This window comes from Oribacterium sp. oral taxon 108 str. F0425, assembly GCF_000214455.1.
GTDB classification, from domain to species: domain Bacteria; phylum Bacillota; class Clostridia; order Lachnospirales; family Lachnospiraceae; genus Oribacterium; species Oribacterium asaccharolyticum.
Map to the genome: position 1 here is coordinate 641812 of NZ_AFIH01000001.1, position 17451 is coordinate 659262.

General features: G+C 45.8%; 21 protein-coding genes. All 21 read left to right on the plus strand.

Annotation, left to right across the window (positions count from 1 at the left end):
* The first annotated feature begins 382 nt into the window (after positions 1–382).
* The 21 genes from fliE to HMPREF9124_RS03265 all read left to right on the plus strand — a co-directional run bounded on the left by fliE (position 383) and on the right by HMPREF9124_RS03265 (position 17342).
* Positions 383–703: a flagellar hook-basal body complex protein FliE gene (gene fliE, locus HMPREF9124_RS03170; protein ID WP_009429810.1), complete on the plus strand. Its 321-nt coding sequence runs from the start codon at positions 383–385 to the stop codon at positions 701–703.
* A gap of 24 nt (positions 704–727) precedes the next feature.
* On the plus strand, positions 728–2392 hold the full coding sequence (fliF, locus tag HMPREF9124_RS03175; protein WP_009428988.1) for a flagellar basal-body MS-ring/collar protein FliF: 1665 nt from the start codon (positions 728–730) through the stop codon (positions 2390–2392).
* Entirely contained in the window at positions 2358–3437 is a 1080-nt protein-coding gene (gene fliG / locus HMPREF9124_RS03180) for a flagellar motor switch protein FliG (RefSeq protein ID WP_009428488.1), read from the plus strand. The genes fliF and fliG overlap by 35 nt, the downstream gene beginning before the upstream one ends.
* On the plus strand, positions 3424–4230 hold the full coding sequence (locus HMPREF9124_RS03185) for a FliH/SctL family protein (RefSeq protein ID WP_009427663.1): 807 nt from the start codon (positions 3424–3426) through the stop codon (positions 4228–4230). The genes fliG and HMPREF9124_RS03185 overlap by 14 nt, the downstream gene beginning before the upstream one ends.
* Positions 4231–4233: 3 nt before the next feature.
* Entirely contained in the window at positions 4234–5544 is a 1311-nt protein-coding gene (locus tag HMPREF9124_RS03190) for a FliI/YscN family ATPase (RefSeq protein ID WP_009428973.1), read from the plus strand.
* Positions 5545–5581: 37 nt separating this feature from the next.
* Entirely contained in the window at positions 5582–5887 is a 306-nt protein-coding gene (locus HMPREF9124_RS03195; RefSeq protein ID WP_009429421.1) for a hypothetical protein, read from the plus strand.
* Complete coding sequence (locus HMPREF9124_RS12470) at positions 5884–6018, plus strand: hypothetical protein (RefSeq protein WP_009428591.1); 135 nt, start codon at positions 5884–5886, stop codon at positions 6016–6018. Before HMPREF9124_RS03195 ends, HMPREF9124_RS12470 begins: the two co-directional genes overlap by 4 nt.
* A gap of 16 nt (positions 6019–6034) precedes the next feature.
* Positions 6035–7261: a flagellar hook-length control protein FliK gene (locus HMPREF9124_RS03200; RefSeq protein ID WP_009428052.1), complete on the plus strand. Its 1227-nt coding sequence runs from the start codon at positions 6035–6037 to the stop codon at positions 7259–7261.
* A 9-nt stretch (positions 7262–7270) separates the two neighbouring features.
* On the plus strand, positions 7271–8092 hold the full coding sequence (locus HMPREF9124_RS03205; protein ID WP_009428144.1) for a flagellar hook capping FlgD N-terminal domain-containing protein: 822 nt from the start codon (positions 7271–7273) through the stop codon (positions 8090–8092).
* Positions 8093–8245: 153 nt separating this feature from the next.
* Positions 8246–9265: a flagellar hook-basal body complex protein gene (locus HMPREF9124_RS03210; protein ID WP_009429869.1), complete on the plus strand. Its 1020-nt coding sequence runs from the start codon at positions 8246–8248 to the stop codon at positions 9263–9265.
* Between the two features lie 142 nt (positions 9266–9407).
* Positions 9408–9644: a flagellar FlbD family protein gene (locus HMPREF9124_RS03215; protein ID WP_009429800.1), complete on the plus strand. Its 237-nt coding sequence runs from the start codon at positions 9408–9410 to the stop codon at positions 9642–9644.
* A 42-nt stretch (positions 9645–9686) separates the two neighbouring features.
* Positions 9687–10496, plus strand: a complete 810-nt coding sequence (locus tag HMPREF9124_RS03220; protein ID WP_009429292.1) for a motility protein A — start codon at positions 9687–9689, stop codon at positions 10494–10496.
* On the plus strand, positions 10496–11470 hold the full coding sequence (locus HMPREF9124_RS03225) for an OmpA/MotB family protein (protein WP_009427825.1): 975 nt from the start codon (positions 10496–10498) through the stop codon (positions 11468–11470). Before HMPREF9124_RS03220 ends, HMPREF9124_RS03225 begins: the two co-directional genes overlap by 1 nt.
* A gap of 81 nt (positions 11471–11551) precedes the next feature.
* The gene (locus tag HMPREF9124_RS03230) at positions 11552–12739 is read left to right on the plus strand and encodes a flagellar motor switch protein FliM (protein WP_009428275.1); all 1188 of its coding nucleotides are present in this window, start codon (positions 11552–11554) and stop codon (positions 12737–12739) included.
* 74 nt (positions 12740–12813) lie between these two features.
* A complete protein-coding gene (locus HMPREF9124_RS03235; protein WP_009428207.1) occupies positions 12814–13182 on the plus strand; it encodes a response regulator in 369 nt (122 codons plus the stop codon).
* A 17-nt stretch (positions 13183–13199) separates the two neighbouring features.
* Positions 13200–13649 carry a flagellar basal body rod protein FlgC gene (flgC, locus tag HMPREF9124_RS03240; RefSeq protein ID WP_009429142.1) on the plus strand — a complete coding sequence of 150 codons (450 nt, stop codon included), beginning with the start codon at positions 13200–13202 and terminating at the stop codon, positions 13647–13649.
* Positions 13650–13701: 52 nt separating this feature from the next.
* Complete coding sequence (fliN, locus tag HMPREF9124_RS03245) at positions 13702–15138, plus strand: flagellar motor switch protein FliN (RefSeq protein WP_009429771.1); 1437 nt, start codon at positions 13702–13704, stop codon at positions 15136–15138.
* Positions 15138–15572: a flagellar biosynthetic protein FliO gene (locus HMPREF9124_RS03250; RefSeq protein ID WP_009428229.1), complete on the plus strand. Its 435-nt coding sequence runs from the start codon at positions 15138–15140 to the stop codon at positions 15570–15572. The genes fliN and HMPREF9124_RS03250 overlap by 1 nt, the downstream gene beginning before the upstream one ends.
* Positions 15565–16221 carry a flagellar type III secretion system pore protein FliP gene (gene fliP / locus HMPREF9124_RS03255; RefSeq protein ID WP_009428714.1) on the plus strand — a complete coding sequence of 219 codons (657 nt, stop codon included), beginning with the start codon at positions 15565–15567 and terminating at the stop codon, positions 16219–16221. Before HMPREF9124_RS03250 ends, fliP begins: the two co-directional genes overlap by 8 nt.
* A 100-nt stretch (positions 16222–16321) precedes the next feature.
* Complete coding sequence (locus HMPREF9124_RS03260; RefSeq protein WP_009537361.1) at positions 16322–16588, plus strand: flagellar biosynthetic protein FliQ; 267 nt, start codon at positions 16322–16324, stop codon at positions 16586–16588.
* A 1-nt stretch (position 16589) separates the two neighbouring features.
* On the plus strand, positions 16590–17342 hold the full coding sequence (locus tag HMPREF9124_RS03265) for a flagellar biosynthetic protein FliR (protein ID WP_009429704.1): 753 nt from the start codon (positions 16590–16592) through the stop codon (positions 17340–17342).
* Positions 17343–17451: the final 109 nt, after the last annotated feature.

The window sequence follows — 17451 nt, forward strand, 5'->3', positions numbered from 1 at the left end:
AGAAAGAAGAAAAAAGGGCGTAATCCTATCTTTTTTAAGAAAGAAAAGATAGGATTACGGTTTTCTTAAAAAGAGGCAAGAAAACAGGATTAAATAAGATAGAGAATTACGCTGTCTTTTTTGCTGAAAAAATAGACGGATTAAAGCGAGTCTTTTGTGATATAATTCTAAATCGATGAAAATACTTAGAAAAAATAGATAAAAAAATTGGTCATATTCATGAATCTTATACTTGTCAAATAGCAAGGGTTTTGCTATAGTACATAGGATTTAAAATTAAAAAAAGATTAAAAACAGGTACTCTCGGCTTTTTTAGGATTGAAACTATGCATCACGGATGAGCACAGAGAGAATAACATTGTGTCCTAAAGGAGGAGGAGCGATGGAAAATATAGCGTTTATTCAGCCTATGACTTCTTGGAAGCTTGGAAATATAGGCGATACGACAGCGGTGGAAAGAGGACTGACAGGAACGGAGAATGGCAGTCTTTTTAGAGATGTTTTTAAATCGGCAATTGATAATGTAAAGACTACACAGCTGGACGTGGAAAATAAACAGTATTTACTGGCTACAGGCCAGCTTTCCGACGCCCACAGTCTGCCTATTGCGGAAGCCAAGGCGCAAATCAGTTTGGATTTGCTGGTAACTTTACGGAATAAGGCGTTGGAGAGTTATAACGATCTAATGAAGATCAGTCTGTAGGATGAATGATAGAGGAGTTTTCAGGTGCAAAAACTCAAGGAGATGTGGCAGAATCTGTCACAAAAATCAAAGAAACTCTTAGGCATCATTGCTGCTGTGACGTTACTCGTGATCGTTGTAGCTGTTGTTTTGATTGCTAAAGGACAAAAAACAGAATACCAGACCCTTTTCAGTTCTCTGAGTCAAAGCGAGGCACAACAGGTTGTTTCTCTTTTGCAGGAACAGAACGTTCCTTATCTTTATGACGGAAAGTCCGGTTCTCTTAAGGTTCCTTCTCAATCGGTAGATACCTTAAGAGCACAGCTTTTATCGAAGGGATATCCCAAATCCGGCTTTGCTTACAATATGTATATCGGGAATTCCGGTTTGATGACAACGGAGTCCGATAAGAAACAATATACTCTCTATGATTTGCAGGATCGTTTGGGGGCAACCATTCGCCTGTTTGACGGCGTGCGGGATGCGAAGGTAACCATTGCGGAAGGCACGGAGCAAAACTATGCCATAGAGTCCGATAATCCGATTCAGGCCAGTGCCAGCGTAGTGGTGACCATGGATGAAGGGCAGACTCTGAGCGAGAAAAATGCAGAAGCCATTAAGAACCTGGTAGCCCGTTCTGTAAAAGGAATGAATTTTACCAAGGTTTCGGTTTTTGATGCGGGGACCATGGAGGAAGTGGCTGCGGATGCGGAAGACGGCGCAAGCGGTTCCGGAACCAGTATGGCGAATCTTACAGCCACTGTAGAGAATAACATTGCTACCAATATTAAAAGGGTACTCGGGAAGATTTACGGCGGGGAGAATCTGGCCGTTTCCGTAAAAGGTACCTTGAACATGGCTAAGCTGGTTCAGGAAAACACACAGTACTCCGTTCCGGAGAAGACGGAAGCCACAGATAAGACAGGTCTTCTTAAGAATGAGGAAGTGGCGGGAGAGAATGCCGGAAGTTCCGGTGAAAATGCCGCCGGTGTTGCAGGAGCGGATGCCAATGCGGACACACCGCGGTACACGACACAGAACGGAAACAATACCACGGTAGACGGCTATGCCAATTCCAGTGCCACCAGAGAATGGCTTTACAATGTTTTAAAAGAGCAAAAGGAAATTTCCCCCGGCGTCTTGGAGGACGCTACGGTTGCGATTGTAATCAATACGGATGACAAGAGCATTCCGGATGGAGATTTGATCAATCTTGTCGCGGATGCGGCGGGCATCAACAGAGAAGATGCAGAGAACAAAATTACGATTTTGCGCTCTTTGAATAAGACCAATGTACAGAAGACGGAAGAAGAACCGCTTCCGGAAGAGCCGAAGACAGTACTCGAGAGATTCCCGTTATGGGCATTAATCGGAGCGGGAGTATCCGCATTCTTATTAATTCTAATCTTGCTGATTCTGATTCTTCGTGCAAAGAAGAAAAAGAAGCAGAAGAAGCTTATGGAAGAAGAGATGGCGAACCAGGAGGCACTCAGTGTTAAGCCGAGTGATGAGATAGCACCGATCGATGACACACCGGATGAGTATGAGCTCAATGCGGAAGGCAGAATGATTCACGGCATGAAGCTGAAGAAGAGCATTGGCGAGTTTGCGGATCAGAACCCACAGGTTGTAGCAAAGCTTATTCAAAGCTGGATGAGAGAAGAGGAGCAAAACCTTGGCAGAAAACAGCACAGAAGTACAAGAAAGTAAAGTTAAAACAAATGCGAATCCGGAAGGCGCGGAGCCTCATCATAGCCTCAGCGGAAAACAGAAGGCTGCCCTCGTGGTAGTCTCTCTGGGGGCTGAACGTGCGTCGCAGATATACAAATATTTGGGAGAAAGAGACATCGAGGAGTTGACCTTTGAGGTTGCCAAGATGGGGAAAACCACGAACTCGATGGTGGAAACCACCTTAGAGCAGTTCTACCGCCTGTGTCTTACGCATAAGATGATGACAGACGGCGGAATGGACTATGCGAGAGCCGTTTTGGAGAAAGCTTTTGGCGAAACAGCGGCAAAGTCCCTTTTGGATCGTGTTTCTCATACCCTGGCATCCAAGCCTTTCAACTTCTTCTCCAAGGGAGATCCGAAGGCGCTACTTTCTCTTTTACAGAACGAGCGTCCGCAGGTCATTGCTTTGATTTTATCCTATATGGATGCGGAGCAGGCGGCGCAGGTACTGGAGAATTTGGCGGAAGCCAAGCGTATTCCTACGGTAGTGGCTATGGCGAAGATGGATCGTGTATCCCCGGAAGCTATTTCCATCGTAGAAGACGAAATGAAGCGAAAGTTCGATACCATTATTACCAGTGAAGACAATATGAACCTCGGCGGTATTGATTTTGTAGCCGATGTCATGAACCATATCGATAGAAGTAATGAGAAGAAGATCTTCGACGAGTTGGATGTAACCGATCCGGATCTTTCTGCAGATATCAAGGATAAGATGTTTGTATTCGAAGACATCCTTACCATGGACGATCGTTCCGTACAGCGCTTTATCCGTGATTGTGATTCCAAGGATATCGTATTTGCCCTGAAGACGGCAAGCGAAGAGATGAAGCAGATTTTCTTCAACAATATGTCCAAGCGTATGGCGGAGACGGTGCATTCCGATATGGAAGTATCCAGAAATATCCGCTTGAAGGATGTAGAAGAGGCACAGCAGCGTATTGTTAACCTCATCCGTACCCTGGAAGATCAGGGTGAAGTAATCATCAATAAGGGAGGAGATGAAGACAATGTCCTCGTCTAGGAAGATTATCAGGTCCGCTTCGAATAAGGAGCTCTCCAACTATCTTGGCTCTTTTGATGAGGAAAAGCCTGTGACCGAAGAAACTCCTGAAGATTTTTTTCAGGAAGAGGAGTCGGGGCAAGAGGAGGATTACTTAGTGCTTCCGGAGAAAAAAGAAGAAGATCCCTATCACGAAACCTTGTTGCATTTGGCGTTGGAAAAAGCGCAGCGCATCATCGATACTGCGGAGAAAGAAGCGCAGAGAATCAAGGAAGATGCAAAAGAGGATGGCTATAAAGAGGGATTTCGGGAAGGATATGAAAAGGGGAAGGAAGAAGCGGAGGAGAGAATTTTATCCGAACATGCGGAAGAATTGGATGATTTTCGCCAGGAGCTGAACCGAACCTTACGTACCGTAGAAGATGCGAAGACGGAAAGACTGTATCGCTATATGGATGAATTAAAGGATGTAGCGATAGCCGTAGCGGAAAAGGTAATCTATGTCAGTCTTCGCTCCTCCGGAGAAGTCATCCGGAGGATGATTTTAAAAGAAGCGGAAAGAATCAAGAAAACAGCCTGGCTGAAGATTCATATTGACCGTTTGGACTATGAAATGCTGGTAGAGACAGACGCGGACGTGGCATCAGAGCTTTCACAGGTTTCGGATAATATTAAGTTTGTGATTGTGGAAAAAGAGGAGCCGGGGACACTCATCTTAGAGACCCAGGAAGAAATTGTGGATGCCGGCATCGGCACCCAGATGGAAAATCTGAGAGAAAGACTCGGGCACCTGGATACCCAAGAGAGTGTGTAAGTCATGTATGAGAATGTCCTCTCCACCATTAAAAAGATGGACCCGGTGGAGAATATCGGAAAAATTGAAAATATAGTAGGAATGTCTATGGAGGCCTCCGGTACGGGTAAGTCCAGTATCGGAGACATTTGTATGATATACAGTGATGAGACGGAATCTCAGGTCGCTGCGGAAGTGGTCGGCTTTAAGGGAGATCGTGTACAGCTGATGACCTACAAGAGTGCGATGGGGATTACGTCCGGTGCCTTTGTTCGAAACACCAGACGTCGTCTCCGTGTTCCTGTTGGCGATTTTCTAAAGGGAAGAATTATTGATGCCCAGGGGGTTCCGATGGATGGAGGAGAGCCCTTTCCCGACAGCGAATACTACACGGTAAACAATGCCTATATGAATCCCTTGGACAGACCGCCTATTCGAGAGCGTCTGCATTTCGGAATCAAAGCCATTGACGGCCTAAACACCGTGGGAAAAGGACAGCGTATCGGCATTTTTGCGGGATCCGGTGTCGGAAAATCCACACTTATGGGCATGATTGCGAGAAATGTCAAAACGGACATCAACGTTATTGCACTGGTAGGAGAGCGTGGTCGAGAAATTTTGGAATTCGTGGAAAAGGATATGGGAGAAGAGGGAATGAAGCGTACCGTTCTGGTAGTGGCTACCTCCGATCAGCCTGCCATGCTTAGACTGAAAGCGCCTCTTGTTGCAACCACCATAGCGGAATATTTCCGAGATAAGGGGATGGATGTGCTCCTTATGATGGACTCTCTGACCCGTTTTGCCATGGCGCAGAGAGAAATCGGTTTGGCAACGGGAGAACCGCCGATTGCGAGAGGCTATACTCCCTCTATTTATGCGGAATTCCCGCGGCTTTTGGAACGGGCGGGGGCATTTAAAAAAGGTTCTATTACCGGCGTATATACCGTCCTGGTAGAGGGTGATGATACGAATGAGCCGATTGCGGATACGGTCCGCGGTATTTTGGACGGACATATTGTGCTTTCCAGACAGCTTGCTGCGGAGAATCATTATCCCGCTATTGATATCGGAATGAGTATTTCCCGTCTTATGAATGAGTTGGTTTCGGAAGAACATAAAAAATCCGCCTCCAGAATCCGAAACACGCTGGGACTCTATAGAAAGAATTCGGATTTGATTTCCATTGGCGCCTACAAAAAAGGCAGTGACCCCAAACTTGATGAGGCGATAGAAAAATATCCGCTAATCAATGAATTTCTTAAGCAAAAAGTAGAAGAATCATTTTCCTATGAAGAAACAGTAATAAAAATGGAGGAAATTACCGATATCTCTTAGGAGGTAAGAAATTCCTAAGAAGAAAGGGCGGAGCGGAATGAAAAAATTCAGCTACAGTCTGGAGGCAGTTTACCAATTTAAGCAGAAAATCTTAGACAAACTTAAGAAAGAATATGCTGTGAAATTGCAGGACGTGCAGATACAACAAAGACTTTTGGAAGACTTGAGAAAGGAACTCCATCACTATGAGGAGGAGTTTGAAGTCGTCAAAAGGGAAGGATGTTCTATCGAAAACATGATGATTTATGTGCGCGGACTGGAAAGAATGGAAAAACGCATCAAAAAGGAAGAGGATGAACTTACCCGCCTCACTATTCTTGCTGAGGAAAAAAGAAAGAAGTGATCAAGGCAAACATGGACACCAAGGCCTTTGAGAAATTGAAGGAAAAGAAACTGGAGGAGTACCATGTCCTTGGGCAGAAAGTCGAAGAGGCCTTTATTGAGGAATTCGTTTCTCATGCCAGAAAGGCCTGATTAAGCGGGAGAAAATATGGCGGAACTAATGATGCTGAACAAGGAAATCAGCGCAGGTAAGAGCAGTCTTATTCAACAGAACTCGGTATACTCATCGGGAAAAGAAAACAGAAAAACGGAAGATGGCGGAAACACTCCCTTAGACTTCAGTAAAGTTCTTCGGGCTTCGAAGGAAGAAGAAGAGAAGAAGGAAGAAGTTCGCACGGAAAAAGACGATAAAAAGGGAAGCGTTGAAAACAAAAAAGACGAGAATAGCGGAAAAGTAAAGAAACCGGACGAGAAAAAGACGGAAGAAAAGAAGACTGAGAGCAAGAAAGAAGCTTCGGAAGACGGAAAAATGGCTACGCTTCTGACCGAGAACAGTTTCTTGATTCAAAGAGACCAACTCAAGGTGGAATTACAGGCCAAGACGGAAGAGGGAGAAGCCCTTTCGGTAGCCGCTGTGCAAGAGTCGGGAGAGAAACTTCCTGAAGTTCTTGCAACGGAAGAAATCAGTCAGCCGGAGATAAAAGAGCTTGCAGCTCCCGCTACAAAGGCGGCAGCTGCCGAAACGGTACTTCCGAAAGAAGAGAAAGCTGAAGAGCAGGAAACTGTATTTTCGGCTGTGATAACGGAAAAGCATCCTTTACAGGAGGAAGAAACGACTGTAAAGGATGAAGTAGAGACTAAGTCTGTAAAGAAAAGCGGAGAGAGAGTTGCAAGACCGGATTTAAAGAAAGAAGAGCTTGCACCCGAGCATGCCGTAAAGCCGGAGAGTTTGTTCCGGAAAGAGCCGGAGAGTAGCCCTGTTCAGAAAGCGGAGGAACCGCTCAGACTTTATACAAAAGAAGAAAGCATTCCTGAAGACGTGGCAAAGTTTTTAGGAGAACAAATTGATTTTTCCAAAGGAGAAATCAAGATAGAATTGGAGCCCAGGACACTGGGACAGATTACGGTAAAAGTGAATTTCTCCGCTGGTAAAGCCAATTTGGTCATTCTTGCGGAAAATCCGAAGACCCTATCCCTCCTGCAAAACGGCGCGTTGGATATGGCCAGAATTTTGGAGCAGAAAACCGGAGAAGTCACGAAGGTCGTTGTCCATGAGGAAACGAAGGGAGAAAATCTTTTCCAAGAGAATCCTTCTCATAACAATGGAGAAAATAAGGATGAGGCGGAGCGGAGACTCCGTGAAGAGCTGGAAGAAAGAAGAAGAGGCAACACGGAAGGGTTTATCCACAGAATGAGACTCGGTCTTAGTGAGTAAGGAGGGAATATGGCAGATATACGCGGTGTGTCTTCGGCTACAAGTCCCTATGAAGCAGGGAGTTATACAGCGAAGTCCAATGCTAAGAATACATTAACCATTGAGAGTTATTTCAAACTTTTATCGGCACAGCTTGCCCATCAGGATATGACCAATCCTATGGACAACAGTGAAATGATGGCGCAGATGACGCAGATGGCGATGGTACAGAGTTTGGGAACCATGACCAGCAACATGAAGGAAGAAATGGCACTGACCAAGACAACCTATCTTGCCGGCTTGATTGGGAAGGATGTAACGGTTAAGGTGCCTGATGCGGACAAGAATCCGGATCCTAATGCGCCGAAGGAGAAGAGCGGGATCATTGCTTCCGTCAACATGAAAGGGACGGAAGCAACGTTCCGTATTGAGGGAGATACAACGGAATATCCTTTAGAGAGTCTTTTGCAGATTGGAAAGCTCAGTACGGGAACGGCAACAACAGCGGCGACTGCTTTGAACGCTACAGGCACGCAGGGGACAGCTGTCGGCGCGTCTACCGCAGGCGCTCAAGCTTCTCACGGTACAACGGCAACCGCAGGCGCTCAAGCCTCTCACGGCACAACGTCTACCGCGGCGGGCAATACGGCTACTCCGCTAAGTGCGGGAGGAGCAGCTACGTCGAGTCCTGCCGGAGCAAGCGCTACATCTGCTATAGGAGCACAGACCGCTCCCGGAGCAAGCGCAAATTCCGGAGCGCAGAGCACTACGGAAGTAGGACCGGGTGTAGGATTACAGAGTAATGCGGTAACGGGAACAAGCGGAAGTCCAAGCACTTCGACATCATCGTAGGCGTACGGGATGACCATGTATAAAACGAGAATTAAAATTTAACAATATCCTTTATACAAAATCAAAAAATGGTCGATAAAAAAACGTAAACTTACAGACAAAACAGAACCTCTTTTGAGAATGCACAATGAATTGAGGAAAGGATAAGATAATATGTTAAGAGCAATGGATTCTGCTGTAGCAGGCTTGAGAGCACATCAAAATAAGTTGGATGTTATCGGTAACAATATTGCAAACGTAAACACTTTTGGATTTAAGGCGCAGACCTACAGTTTTAAGGATGCGATGTATCAGACATCCTCCACTTCTTCCGGAGGTAAGCAGGAAGCAACAGGTAATGCAACCATCGGTGGTGCTAACCCGGCACAGTACGGCTATGGTTCTCTTACGGGTTCCATTGCGACGGACTATACATCCAGTACTCCTTCTTATGTAGGCGGTTTTAATGCTTCTATCAACGGTTCCGGTTTCTTTGTAACCAGTGCATCCAATAAGTCGATTGAGTTGGATCCGGCAAATACGAAGACTACCACCGCAGAGATGAAGAAGAACAACTTTGCTTACACCAGAGTAGGACAGTTTTCAGTAGATGCAAACGGATATATCGTAGATGCAAACCATAACTTTGTTTACGGTTTCCAGCCCGATTCCTTGACGGAGCCGACCAAGTACGGAGACGGCGGAAAGAAGCTGGTACCGCTTAGAGCACCGGCTGCGGATAATGCAGGAACGGTTACCCTTACGGGAACTCCGGTATTTACCGGCTTTGCGGCACAGTTGAAGTCCGTGGAAATCGGTGAAGACGGAATCGTAAAGGGAATTATTGATAACAAGACTCCCGGAGTCGGAGGAGCCGCTGCACAGGTTACTTCCGTGTCGGTTGTTTTAGGAAAGGTAGCGGTAGCGACATTCCAGAACCAGGAAGGTCTTACCAAGGCGGGAAACAATACCTTTAACGCAGGTGTAGGCGATAACACGGGATACATTTCCGCAACAATGCCGGGAGAAGGTTCTACCCCCACCCTTATGGCAGGATACTTGGAGGCTTCCAACGTAGACCTTGCCAAGGAGTTCTCGGATATGATTACCGCACAGAGAGGTTTCCAGGCAAACTCCAAGATCATTACCGTATCGGATGAGGTACTGCAGGAACTGGTTAACATGAAGAGATAATTTTGAATTAACAGAGCAGCTATGAGGTTGCGAGATAAGGAAAGAAAGAAGGGAATCTTTACAGTCTTCCTTATTTCGCATCCTCGTTTTCTGAATAAAGAGACTTACTTTATATCATTAGGTTGAAGAGAGGAAGGGAATCATGATTCGCCTAACCAAATTAAACGGAGAAGAAATTTTCTTAAATTATTTTCAAGTTTTATACATACGACAAATTCCGGAAACAAAAATCAAGCTGGCAAATGGTGATTTTTATCTTGTCAGAGACAGCGTTGAATCAATCGTGAAGCAGGTACAGGAGTTTTTGGGAAATTGCTTTACCTTTCAGAACAAGCTCCATACAGGAGAAGATGTTTATGAAATCAAGGGGAAAGAATAGGCCTGAAAGGGAGAATGATTGCAAGGAGGCAGTTAAAAGACCATGGATTTAACAATGCTAATCGGCTGGATTTTAGCCGCTATATTAATCGTTAACGGAATCGGTGTGGATAAGCTGGGAAATTTCTGGGACGTTCCCAGTGTGCTTATCGTTATCGGAGGTACCATTGCGGGACTGGTTGCCTGCTATCCCTTCCGTATCTTAAAGGAAGTTCCGAAACATATTGCAATTTGTCTTAGGGGCGGAAAAAAATACAACATTCCCAAGACAGTAGATGCTATAGTTGACCTGGCCCTGATTGCAAGACAGAGCGGACTACTTGCGCTGGAAGAAAAAGCGGAGGAAATCAAGGAGCCGTTCTTTAAACAGGCTGTGGTCATGATTGTAGACGCCAATGACCCGGATAAGGTCAGAGCGGCACTCGAAAGACAAGTAGAAGATATGATGACCCGGCATGAAGAAGCTAAGGGACTTTATGTAAAAGGCTCGGCTTTGGCGCCGGCTTTTGGTATGATTGGAACTCTGGTAGGACTGATTAACATGCTTAAAGGAATGGACCTTTCCGGTTCGGGCGGTTCCAGTACCCTGGGTCAGGATATGGGTGTTGCCTTGATTACCACTTTTTACGGCTCATCTTTAAGTAATGTTATCTTTCACCCTATTGCACAAAAACTCACAATAAGAGATAATGAAGAGGTGCTTTACTGCCAGGTTATTATTGAAGGCGTTATTGCAATCCAATCCGGAGACAATCCGAAGGTAATCAGAGAAAGACTTCTCGCCTCTCTTGATCAGAAACAACAAAAGAAGCTTCTGGCTAAAGCCGGAGCAGGCGGCGGAGGTGACAAGTAATGAAGAAAAGAGGCGGAGGCGGTGACGAAGGCGGATCCTGGATGGACACCTACGGAGACTTGGTAACGCTATTACTGACGTTCTTCGTGCTTCTCTATTCCATGTCCAGCCTGGATCAGGCAAAATGGGATGTCTTTGTTCGCTCTATCTTTCCGAACGGAAGGCCGGGCGAAGAATCGGCAGAACAGATAGTCTTGAACGGACAGGTGACGAATGAGGATGGAAAAGGTTCCGTGGGAGACGGCTCGGTTCCTCCTAACGAGGTCAATCTGAACGATCCGAAGGAACTCTACCTGCAGATTGCGAAGGCTTTGAATGATGCAGGAATTTCCGGGGTGGAAGTTTCCCGAGGAGAGGATTATACTTTTGTTGTGTTTAAGGATAAGGCCTTCTTTAATGGAGACAGTTCCGTCATTACACCGCAGGGACAGGAGACTTTAACGGTTTTTTGTAATGCGTTGGCCGATCAGGCGAATGAGATTTCTCAGGTCAACATCATGGGGCATACCGCTCAGGGAGATCCGAACAGAGCCAATAATCCGAGAAATGACAGAATGCTTTCCGTGATGCGTGCTGCGGAGGTTTGCCTGTTTATACAGGGACGGGGAATTATTTCTCCGGACAAGCTGGTCAGCATAGGCTATGGGCAGTTTCATCCCATTGCCGAAAATGATTCATCCGAAGGCAGAGCCAAGAATAGGCGTGTGGAGATTCTTCTTATCGATCAGGGTGCGCAGATTCGAGGTTTGGATGAATATTTCCAGGAATACTACAGCGGAAAGAACAGCGATAAGACAATCGTGACCGACGGGGTTCCGGAAAATATTCAAGCGGAACAAAATGGACAAGCACCGCAGGAGGTGGCAGGAGAAGGGAATGCGGAAGCAGTACCTGCAGAACAGCCACAGGCAGTTCCTGCTGAACAGCCACAGGCAGAAACAGTTGACGCAGGCGCTACGTCAGCTTCGGAGTAAGGATAGAAGTCCGAAGCATACGAAAGGAGTTATGTGGGAAAGGGAAAGCTTTTTCACAAGAGTTCAGGAAGAGGTTTATAGATGGCAGATGTACTATCCCAAAGCCAAATCGATGCACTTCTGAAATCCATGCAGGACGGTCCCCCCAAAGAGGAGAAAGAGGAACCGAAGGTTGTAGAGGTTTCGGTCCAGGAAAGTCCGAAGAAGGAGGAAGCTCCTGCTAAGGAAGACAATTTCAGTAAGTACGATTTCTACAGTCCGAGAAAGTTTACCAAAGAGAAGATTCGTTTGTTAAAGAGTATCTTTGATAACTATGCTCGTATTTTGACATCTCAAGTAAACGGTATTTTCCGAACCATGACGGATATTACGGTTTTAGAGTTAAGGGAAACAAGATACTACGAATATGTCAATGCGTTCCATGAAAATGATTGTATGACCATTGTGGAGACGCATGTAGACGGTAAGGGAACCAGCAACGTACCCCTTATGAGTTATATCTCTCCGGGGCTTACATTAACTTTGGTAAGCCATATGCTCGGCGGTACGGACTCCGTTATGAAGACGGACGGAGACTATCGTTACACCGATGTGGAGATGGCACTCTACAGACGAATCATGGAATACATTGTCCATGCTTTGGGAGACGGCTTCAGCAACTACATCAATGCGGAGTTCAAGATTTCGAAAGTGGAGACCAACCCCTCCATGGTACAGGAAGTCGGTCTGGACGAGACGGTAGTGATTGTGGTTCTGAATGTGGACATTTCCGGTTTGGCTATGGAAAGAATCAGAATATGTCTTCCGGGAACCTTGCTGGAACACATGTTTAAGATTATTGACAACCGGAAGCATCTGGCAAGAGGATTTGCCTATGAAAACAACCAGGATGTGATTATGGAACATCTGCGCGCCTCCGAATTTCCCTTAACGGGGCAGCTGGGCATTGTTAAGCTGGACATAGAGGATTTGTATCACCTGAAGGTGGGAGATGTAATCGACCTGAACAAGGAGAAAGATTCTTCGGTAAAGCTCTATGTGGGAAGACAGCCGTGGTTTACCGGAAAAATGGGTGTATTTAAGAAAAACATAGCCGTTCGAATAGAAGAACGTATTATGCAAAAAGAAGAACTGCCGAAAGATGATACAGAGGGTTTTACTCAAAGTCCGGATGAGCCGGAGGAGGATGAAGAATTTATCAGCAATCCCGGCATTGATGCGGAAGACCTTCAGGAACTTTTGGATACGGATCCTTCCCTGGATGAATAGGGATGCAAAAATGATTCTTTAGGCGAAATCGCCTACAGATATAGAAAGCAAAGATAAGGATAGGAGAAACGAAGATGGCAAAGATTTTGTTAGTAGACGATGCAGCGTTCATGCGAATGATGATTAAGAATTCCCTGACAAAGGGCGGATTTGCTGATAGCACCTTCGTGGAAGCACAGGATGGCATGGAAGCGGTAAAGAAATTTGAGGAAGAGAATCCGGATCTGGTCATCATGGACATCACGATGCCGAATATGGACGGTTTGCAGGCTTTGAAGAAGATTAGAGAAGCACATCCGGATGCAAAGGTGATTATGTGTACTGCAATGGGACAGGAGAGCATGGTTGTGGATGCGATTAAATCCGGTGCCAAGGACTTTGTTGTGAAGCCCTTTAATGCAGAGCGTATCACTTCCACGGTAAAGACGATTTTAGGAGTTTAAGAGAGTAGAGGAAGAGTATGTCATTTTTAAATTCATTCGACATAAGCGCTTCGGGCCTTAGTGCTCAGAGGGTTAGAATGGACATTGCCGCAGAGAATATCGCAAATGTAGATACTACCAGAACGGAGTCCGGTGGTGCCTACAAAAGGAAAGATGTGGTTTTGGAAAGTTATGGAGACCGCTCTTTTCAGCATGCGCTTCGGAATGCAGCGAATGGCAAAGGCTTCCGGGGTCAGCATGCAGGAGTAAGAGTGCAGGGAGTTATTACGGACGATCGGGAAATGAAGAGAGTCTATAATCCCAACCACCCGGATGCCGACGCTGACGGTTATGTAAATTATCCGAATGTGGATGTCTTGAAGGAAACCATAGACTCCATGTCCGCTACACGTTCTTATGAGGCAAATGTTACAGCCCTGAATGCGATGAAGACCATGGCACAGAGAGCTTTGGACATTGGGAAATAAATAAGATAAGAGGATGATTGGATTTTTTAGGGAAAATAAAGGAGTATGATAGATGAGTGCCACGAGCTTCAATGAAATGGAATTCGATGCCATAGGCGAGATTATGAATATCAGCCTGGGTTCATCGGCAACAGCAGTATCCACACTTCTTGGCACGAAGGTGAACATTACCACTCCGATTGTACAGGTGCTGACAAAGGATGATTTTGATTTCCAGGATTTAGAACCTGCAGTTGGAGTTGAAATTTCGTATGTAAAAGGGCTCAGCGGAAAGAGTGTTATGCTTTTCTCCCGAAATGATGTGCGTGTCATCGTCTCGATGATGATGGGGGCAGAGATTCCGGAAGAAGAATTCGTGATGGATGAAATCAATGCCAGTGCGATTCGGGAAGCCATGAACCAGATGATGGGGGCTTCCGCCACGGCATTATCCGAATTTTTAGGCACAACCGTGGATATTTCCACCCCGATTTCCTATGAGATTGACGACGGAAATGCGTTTAAAGATAAGTATTTCGACGGATCGGAAGACAGCGTCGTTATTCGTTTTACCTTAGAGATAGAAGGAAAGCTGAGTAGCGAATTTATCAATATCATGTCTGTAGACCTTGTGAAGCGTCTTTTGGAGCCGTTTAAGGCACAGTTCGGTATAGAAGATGACGATGATGAGTACATTCCTTCCGAAGAGCCGGCAGCTCCGGTAGAAGCCCCGCAGGCGGAAGTGCAGGAGGCAGCTCCGGCAGAATCCCCGGCGGAAGCACCACAGGCTGCGAAGTCCGGCCCGATTGACCAGGCACAGGCAGATGCGCTTCTGGCAAGTCTGTTGCAGGCACAGGCGGAAGAGGGTAGCGCTGAGGCTGCACAGCCGGTATCCTCGGACAATGCGACACCAGTAGAGAATCAGCCTCCGAAGCAAGAAGCACAGGCAACACCGGTTCAACCGACGCCGGAAGCAGCTCCGGCACAGCCGATTCCACAGGCGGCACCCGCTCCGCAGGCGGCAGCACCTGCTCCGCAGGCTATCCCCCAGGGAATGGTTATGGGCGGGATGATGGATCCCATGACGATGCAGCTGATTACACAGATGCAACAGTCTCAGACCCAGATGATGGAGCTCATGCGAGAGATGCAGAGCGGAAGGAGCAGTAAGGCGGCTCCTGCAGAACCCAGCATCATAAAACCGTTAAACTCCAAAGAATTTTTGGATGATGCAGAGGGAAAAGAAGAAAATGCCAGCAATCGTGAACTCCTGATGAAGGTTCCTTTGGAGATTTCGGTAGAAATCGGAAGAACCAGAAAGCTGGTAAAGGATATCCTCGAGTTTACACAGGGCTCTCTGGTGGTTTTGGATAAGATGGCCGGAGAACAGGCGGATCTTTATGTAAACGGAGAGTGTATTGCAAAGGGAGATATCGTAGTTGTAGAAGATAACTTCGGTATTCGTATTACGGAAATTTTAAAGAAAGACATTAATGAGGAGAGCCTATAATGTTCGCTGAGGATAGCATTTCCCTGGTATCCGGATTTCTCCTTCTTTGCCTTTTTATCTTAGGAGCCTGGACCTTAAATCGAATCATCGGAAAGTACGGCAAACATTTTCAAAAGGGCCGCTATATGAAGGTGGTCGATCTCATACAGATTGCACAAGACAGACAGCTGTTTATTCTTCAATTGGAGAAGGAAAACCGCTGTCTACTTCTGGGTTCAGGACCTGAGGGAATCAATCTCATTACCGAGCTTAGGGAAGAGTATGAAGAGGTAGAATCGGTTATGAAGGGAAGGTCGATTCAGGATTTTATTCGGTCGATCGGTGGGAAAAAAGAGGGAGATTTTTCCGGCATTTTTCAAAGTTTGAATGCGAAAAATGCAGATAGAGTAGAAAGCGAAGGATCGCGTATTTCGGAAAGGAGTCCGGATGAATGAATTATTAACTGGATTAAACGGCGGGTCCGTGCCAACACTGGAATTGATTTATCTCTTGACCTTGGTGGCATTGCTCCCGTCTATTGTCATTATGATGACTTCTTTCACAAGAATCATCATTATCCTTTCTTTTACGAGAAATGCGATGGGGGTGCAGCAGACTCCGCCGAATATGGTTTTGGCGGGCATCGCCTTTTTTCTGACGCTGTATATCATGTCTCCTACGATTAATAAGATTAATCAGGAGGCTTATGAGCCTTATAAAAAGGGTACGATTACGCAGGAACAGGCTCTGGAGCGTATGGGAGACGATATGAAGGAATTTATGCTCCGCAATACGGAGAAAAAGACCCTGGATCGCTTCGTAGGAATGAGTAAGACCGAGCTGAAAAATGATCCCAAGGACTACCCCCTAACAGTGGTAGTGCCCGCTTTTATGACTTCCGAACTGAAAAGAGGCTTTACTGCGGGATTTTTGATTTATCTGCCGTTTTTATTGATTGACGTCGTGGTTTCCACCACCTTGATGGCTATGGGAATGGTTATGCTTCCTCCGGCTATGGTGTCTATGCCGTTTAAGTTGCTCTTGTTTATCACGGTGGACGGTTGGAATCTGCTTTTTGCAAGTATGGTGAACAGTTTTCGTTAAAGTCCGAAAGGAAGTAAGACAGAGCAAGCAGAGAGTAAGAGATAGGCTCTTCATGGAGGAAAACGATGGAGAGAAGCAGAGCGGGAGGAAAGGAGTAGAAATGCTGGATAGTAACCAAATCCTGGATATTATGAACCAAACTTTTATGTTGGCGCTTCGAATAGCCCTGCCTTTTCTTTTGATTAGTATGATTTTGGGTATTGTGGTGGCTATTTTTCAGGCGGCAACCTCTATCAATGAACAAACCTTAAGCTTCGTGCCGAAGCTGATTGCGATAGTCATTCTGCTTTCCGTCTTGGGCAGTACCCTCTTGAAGACCATGCAAGACTTTTTTGTGATGATTTTAGGTCTGGTGGCGGGAGGATAATATGTTTATCTTATTTTCTTTTATCGTCATGCGCATGAGCGGAGCCGTGGCATTTAACCCTATTTTCGGTAGGGTGAATTATCCTGCGAGGGCCAGAGCGGCACTGATTTTGGCACTATCCTTCTTTTGCTATAGCTATACGGGGGGGAAGCTAAATGTGGTACCGAGCAATTTTATCGAATATGGCTTCCTTCTTTTAAAGGAACTCTTTGTAGGATTTTGTCTCGGTTTTGCTATGGATTTGACCTTCCTTTCCCTGCGATTTGCCACTTCCGTTATTGATTTTTCTCTGGGGTTAAGCATGGCGCAGGTCTTTGACCTGCAAAGCAGCAGTCAGGCCACCGTCAGTACGGGTCTGTTCTATACTTTCTTGCTGCTCATATTTCTCTCTGTAGACGGTCACCTTCGGTTTTTGGAAATTTTATTCAAAACCATAGATACCAATCCCTTCGGAGAAGTATCCATCCGGACCCTGCTTATGCCGAAGCTGATACTGAACCTCTTTGTTGCTTCCATGAAAATGGGCTTGGAGCTGGCATTTCCCATAATGGGAATTGAGCTTATGACCGAAGTGGCTTTGGGCATTCTGATGCGGGTTATTCCGCAGATTAATATCTTTCAGGTTAACTTTCAGTTAAAAATTTCCCTGGGATTTATAATGCTGTATTTCCTTCTCGTTCCTATATCGGACAAAATGAATGATATTATTCGCAGTGCTTTTGATTATTTGGAACAGGTAATGCGTCTTTTGTAGGCTTAGAGAAGGTCGAAAACGGTTGGGAATTAAAAAATACTTAAAAATCATGCATTTAACTATGGAAGTTTTTCACGGTTTTAGGTACACTTAGAGATAAGGGTTAAAG

Excerpts from the sequence above, each read along its gene's own strand:
- fliE (WP_009429810.1), top strand. The coding sequence starts at position 383 with ATGGAAAATATAGCGTTTATTCAGCCTATGACTTCTTGGAAGCTTGGA.
- HMPREF9124_RS03185 (WP_009427663.1), top strand. The coding sequence starts at position 3,424 with ATGTCCTCGTCTAGGAAGATTATCAGGTCCGCTTCGAATAAGGAGCTC.
- HMPREF9124_RS03190 (WP_009428973.1), top strand. The coding sequence starts at position 4,234 with ATGTATGAGAATGTCCTCTCCACCATTAAAAAGATGGACCCGGTGGAG.
- HMPREF9124_RS03195 (WP_009429421.1), top strand. The coding sequence starts at position 5,582 with ATGAAAAAATTCAGCTACAGTCTGGAGGCAGTTTACCAATTTAAGCAG.
- HMPREF9124_RS03200 (WP_009428052.1), top strand. The coding sequence starts at position 6,035 with ATGGCGGAACTAATGATGCTGAACAAGGAAATCAGCGCAGGTAAGAGC.
- HMPREF9124_RS03205 (WP_009428144.1), top strand. The coding sequence starts at position 7,271 with ATGGCAGATATACGCGGTGTGTCTTCGGCTACAAGTCCCTATGAAGCA.
- HMPREF9124_RS03210 (WP_009429869.1), top strand. The coding sequence starts at position 8,246 with ATGTTAAGAGCAATGGATTCTGCTGTAGCAGGCTTGAGAGCACATCAA.
- HMPREF9124_RS03215 (WP_009429800.1), top strand. The coding sequence starts at position 9,408 with ATGATTCGCCTAACCAAATTAAACGGAGAAGAAATTTTCTTAAATTAT.
- HMPREF9124_RS03220 (WP_009429292.1), top strand. The coding sequence starts at position 9,687 with ATGGATTTAACAATGCTAATCGGCTGGATTTTAGCCGCTATATTAATC.
- HMPREF9124_RS03225 (WP_009427825.1), top strand. The coding sequence starts at position 10,496 with ATGAAGAAAAGAGGCGGAGGCGGTGACGAAGGCGGATCCTGGATGGAC.
- HMPREF9124_RS03230 (WP_009428275.1), top strand. The coding sequence starts at position 11,552 with ATGGCAGATGTACTATCCCAAAGCCAAATCGATGCACTTCTGAAATCC.
- HMPREF9124_RS03235 (WP_009428207.1), top strand. The coding sequence starts at position 12,814 with ATGGCAAAGATTTTGTTAGTAGACGATGCAGCGTTCATGCGAATGATG.
- flgC (WP_009429142.1), top strand. The coding sequence starts at position 13,200 with ATGTCATTTTTAAATTCATTCGACATAAGCGCTTCGGGCCTTAGTGCT.
- fliN (WP_009429771.1), top strand. The coding sequence starts at position 13,702 with ATGAGTGCCACGAGCTTCAATGAAATGGAATTCGATGCCATAGGCGAG.
- HMPREF9124_RS03250 (WP_009428229.1), top strand. The coding sequence starts at position 15,138 with ATGTTCGCTGAGGATAGCATTTCCCTGGTATCCGGATTTCTCCTTCTT.
- fliP (WP_009428714.1), top strand. The coding sequence starts at position 15,565 with ATGAATGAATTATTAACTGGATTAAACGGCGGGTCCGTGCCAACACTG.
- HMPREF9124_RS03260 (WP_009537361.1), top strand. The coding sequence starts at position 16,322 with ATGCTGGATAGTAACCAAATCCTGGATATTATGAACCAAACTTTTATG.
- HMPREF9124_RS03265 (WP_009429704.1), top strand. The coding sequence starts at position 16,590 with ATGTTTATCTTATTTTCTTTTATCGTCATGCGCATGAGCGGAGCCGTG.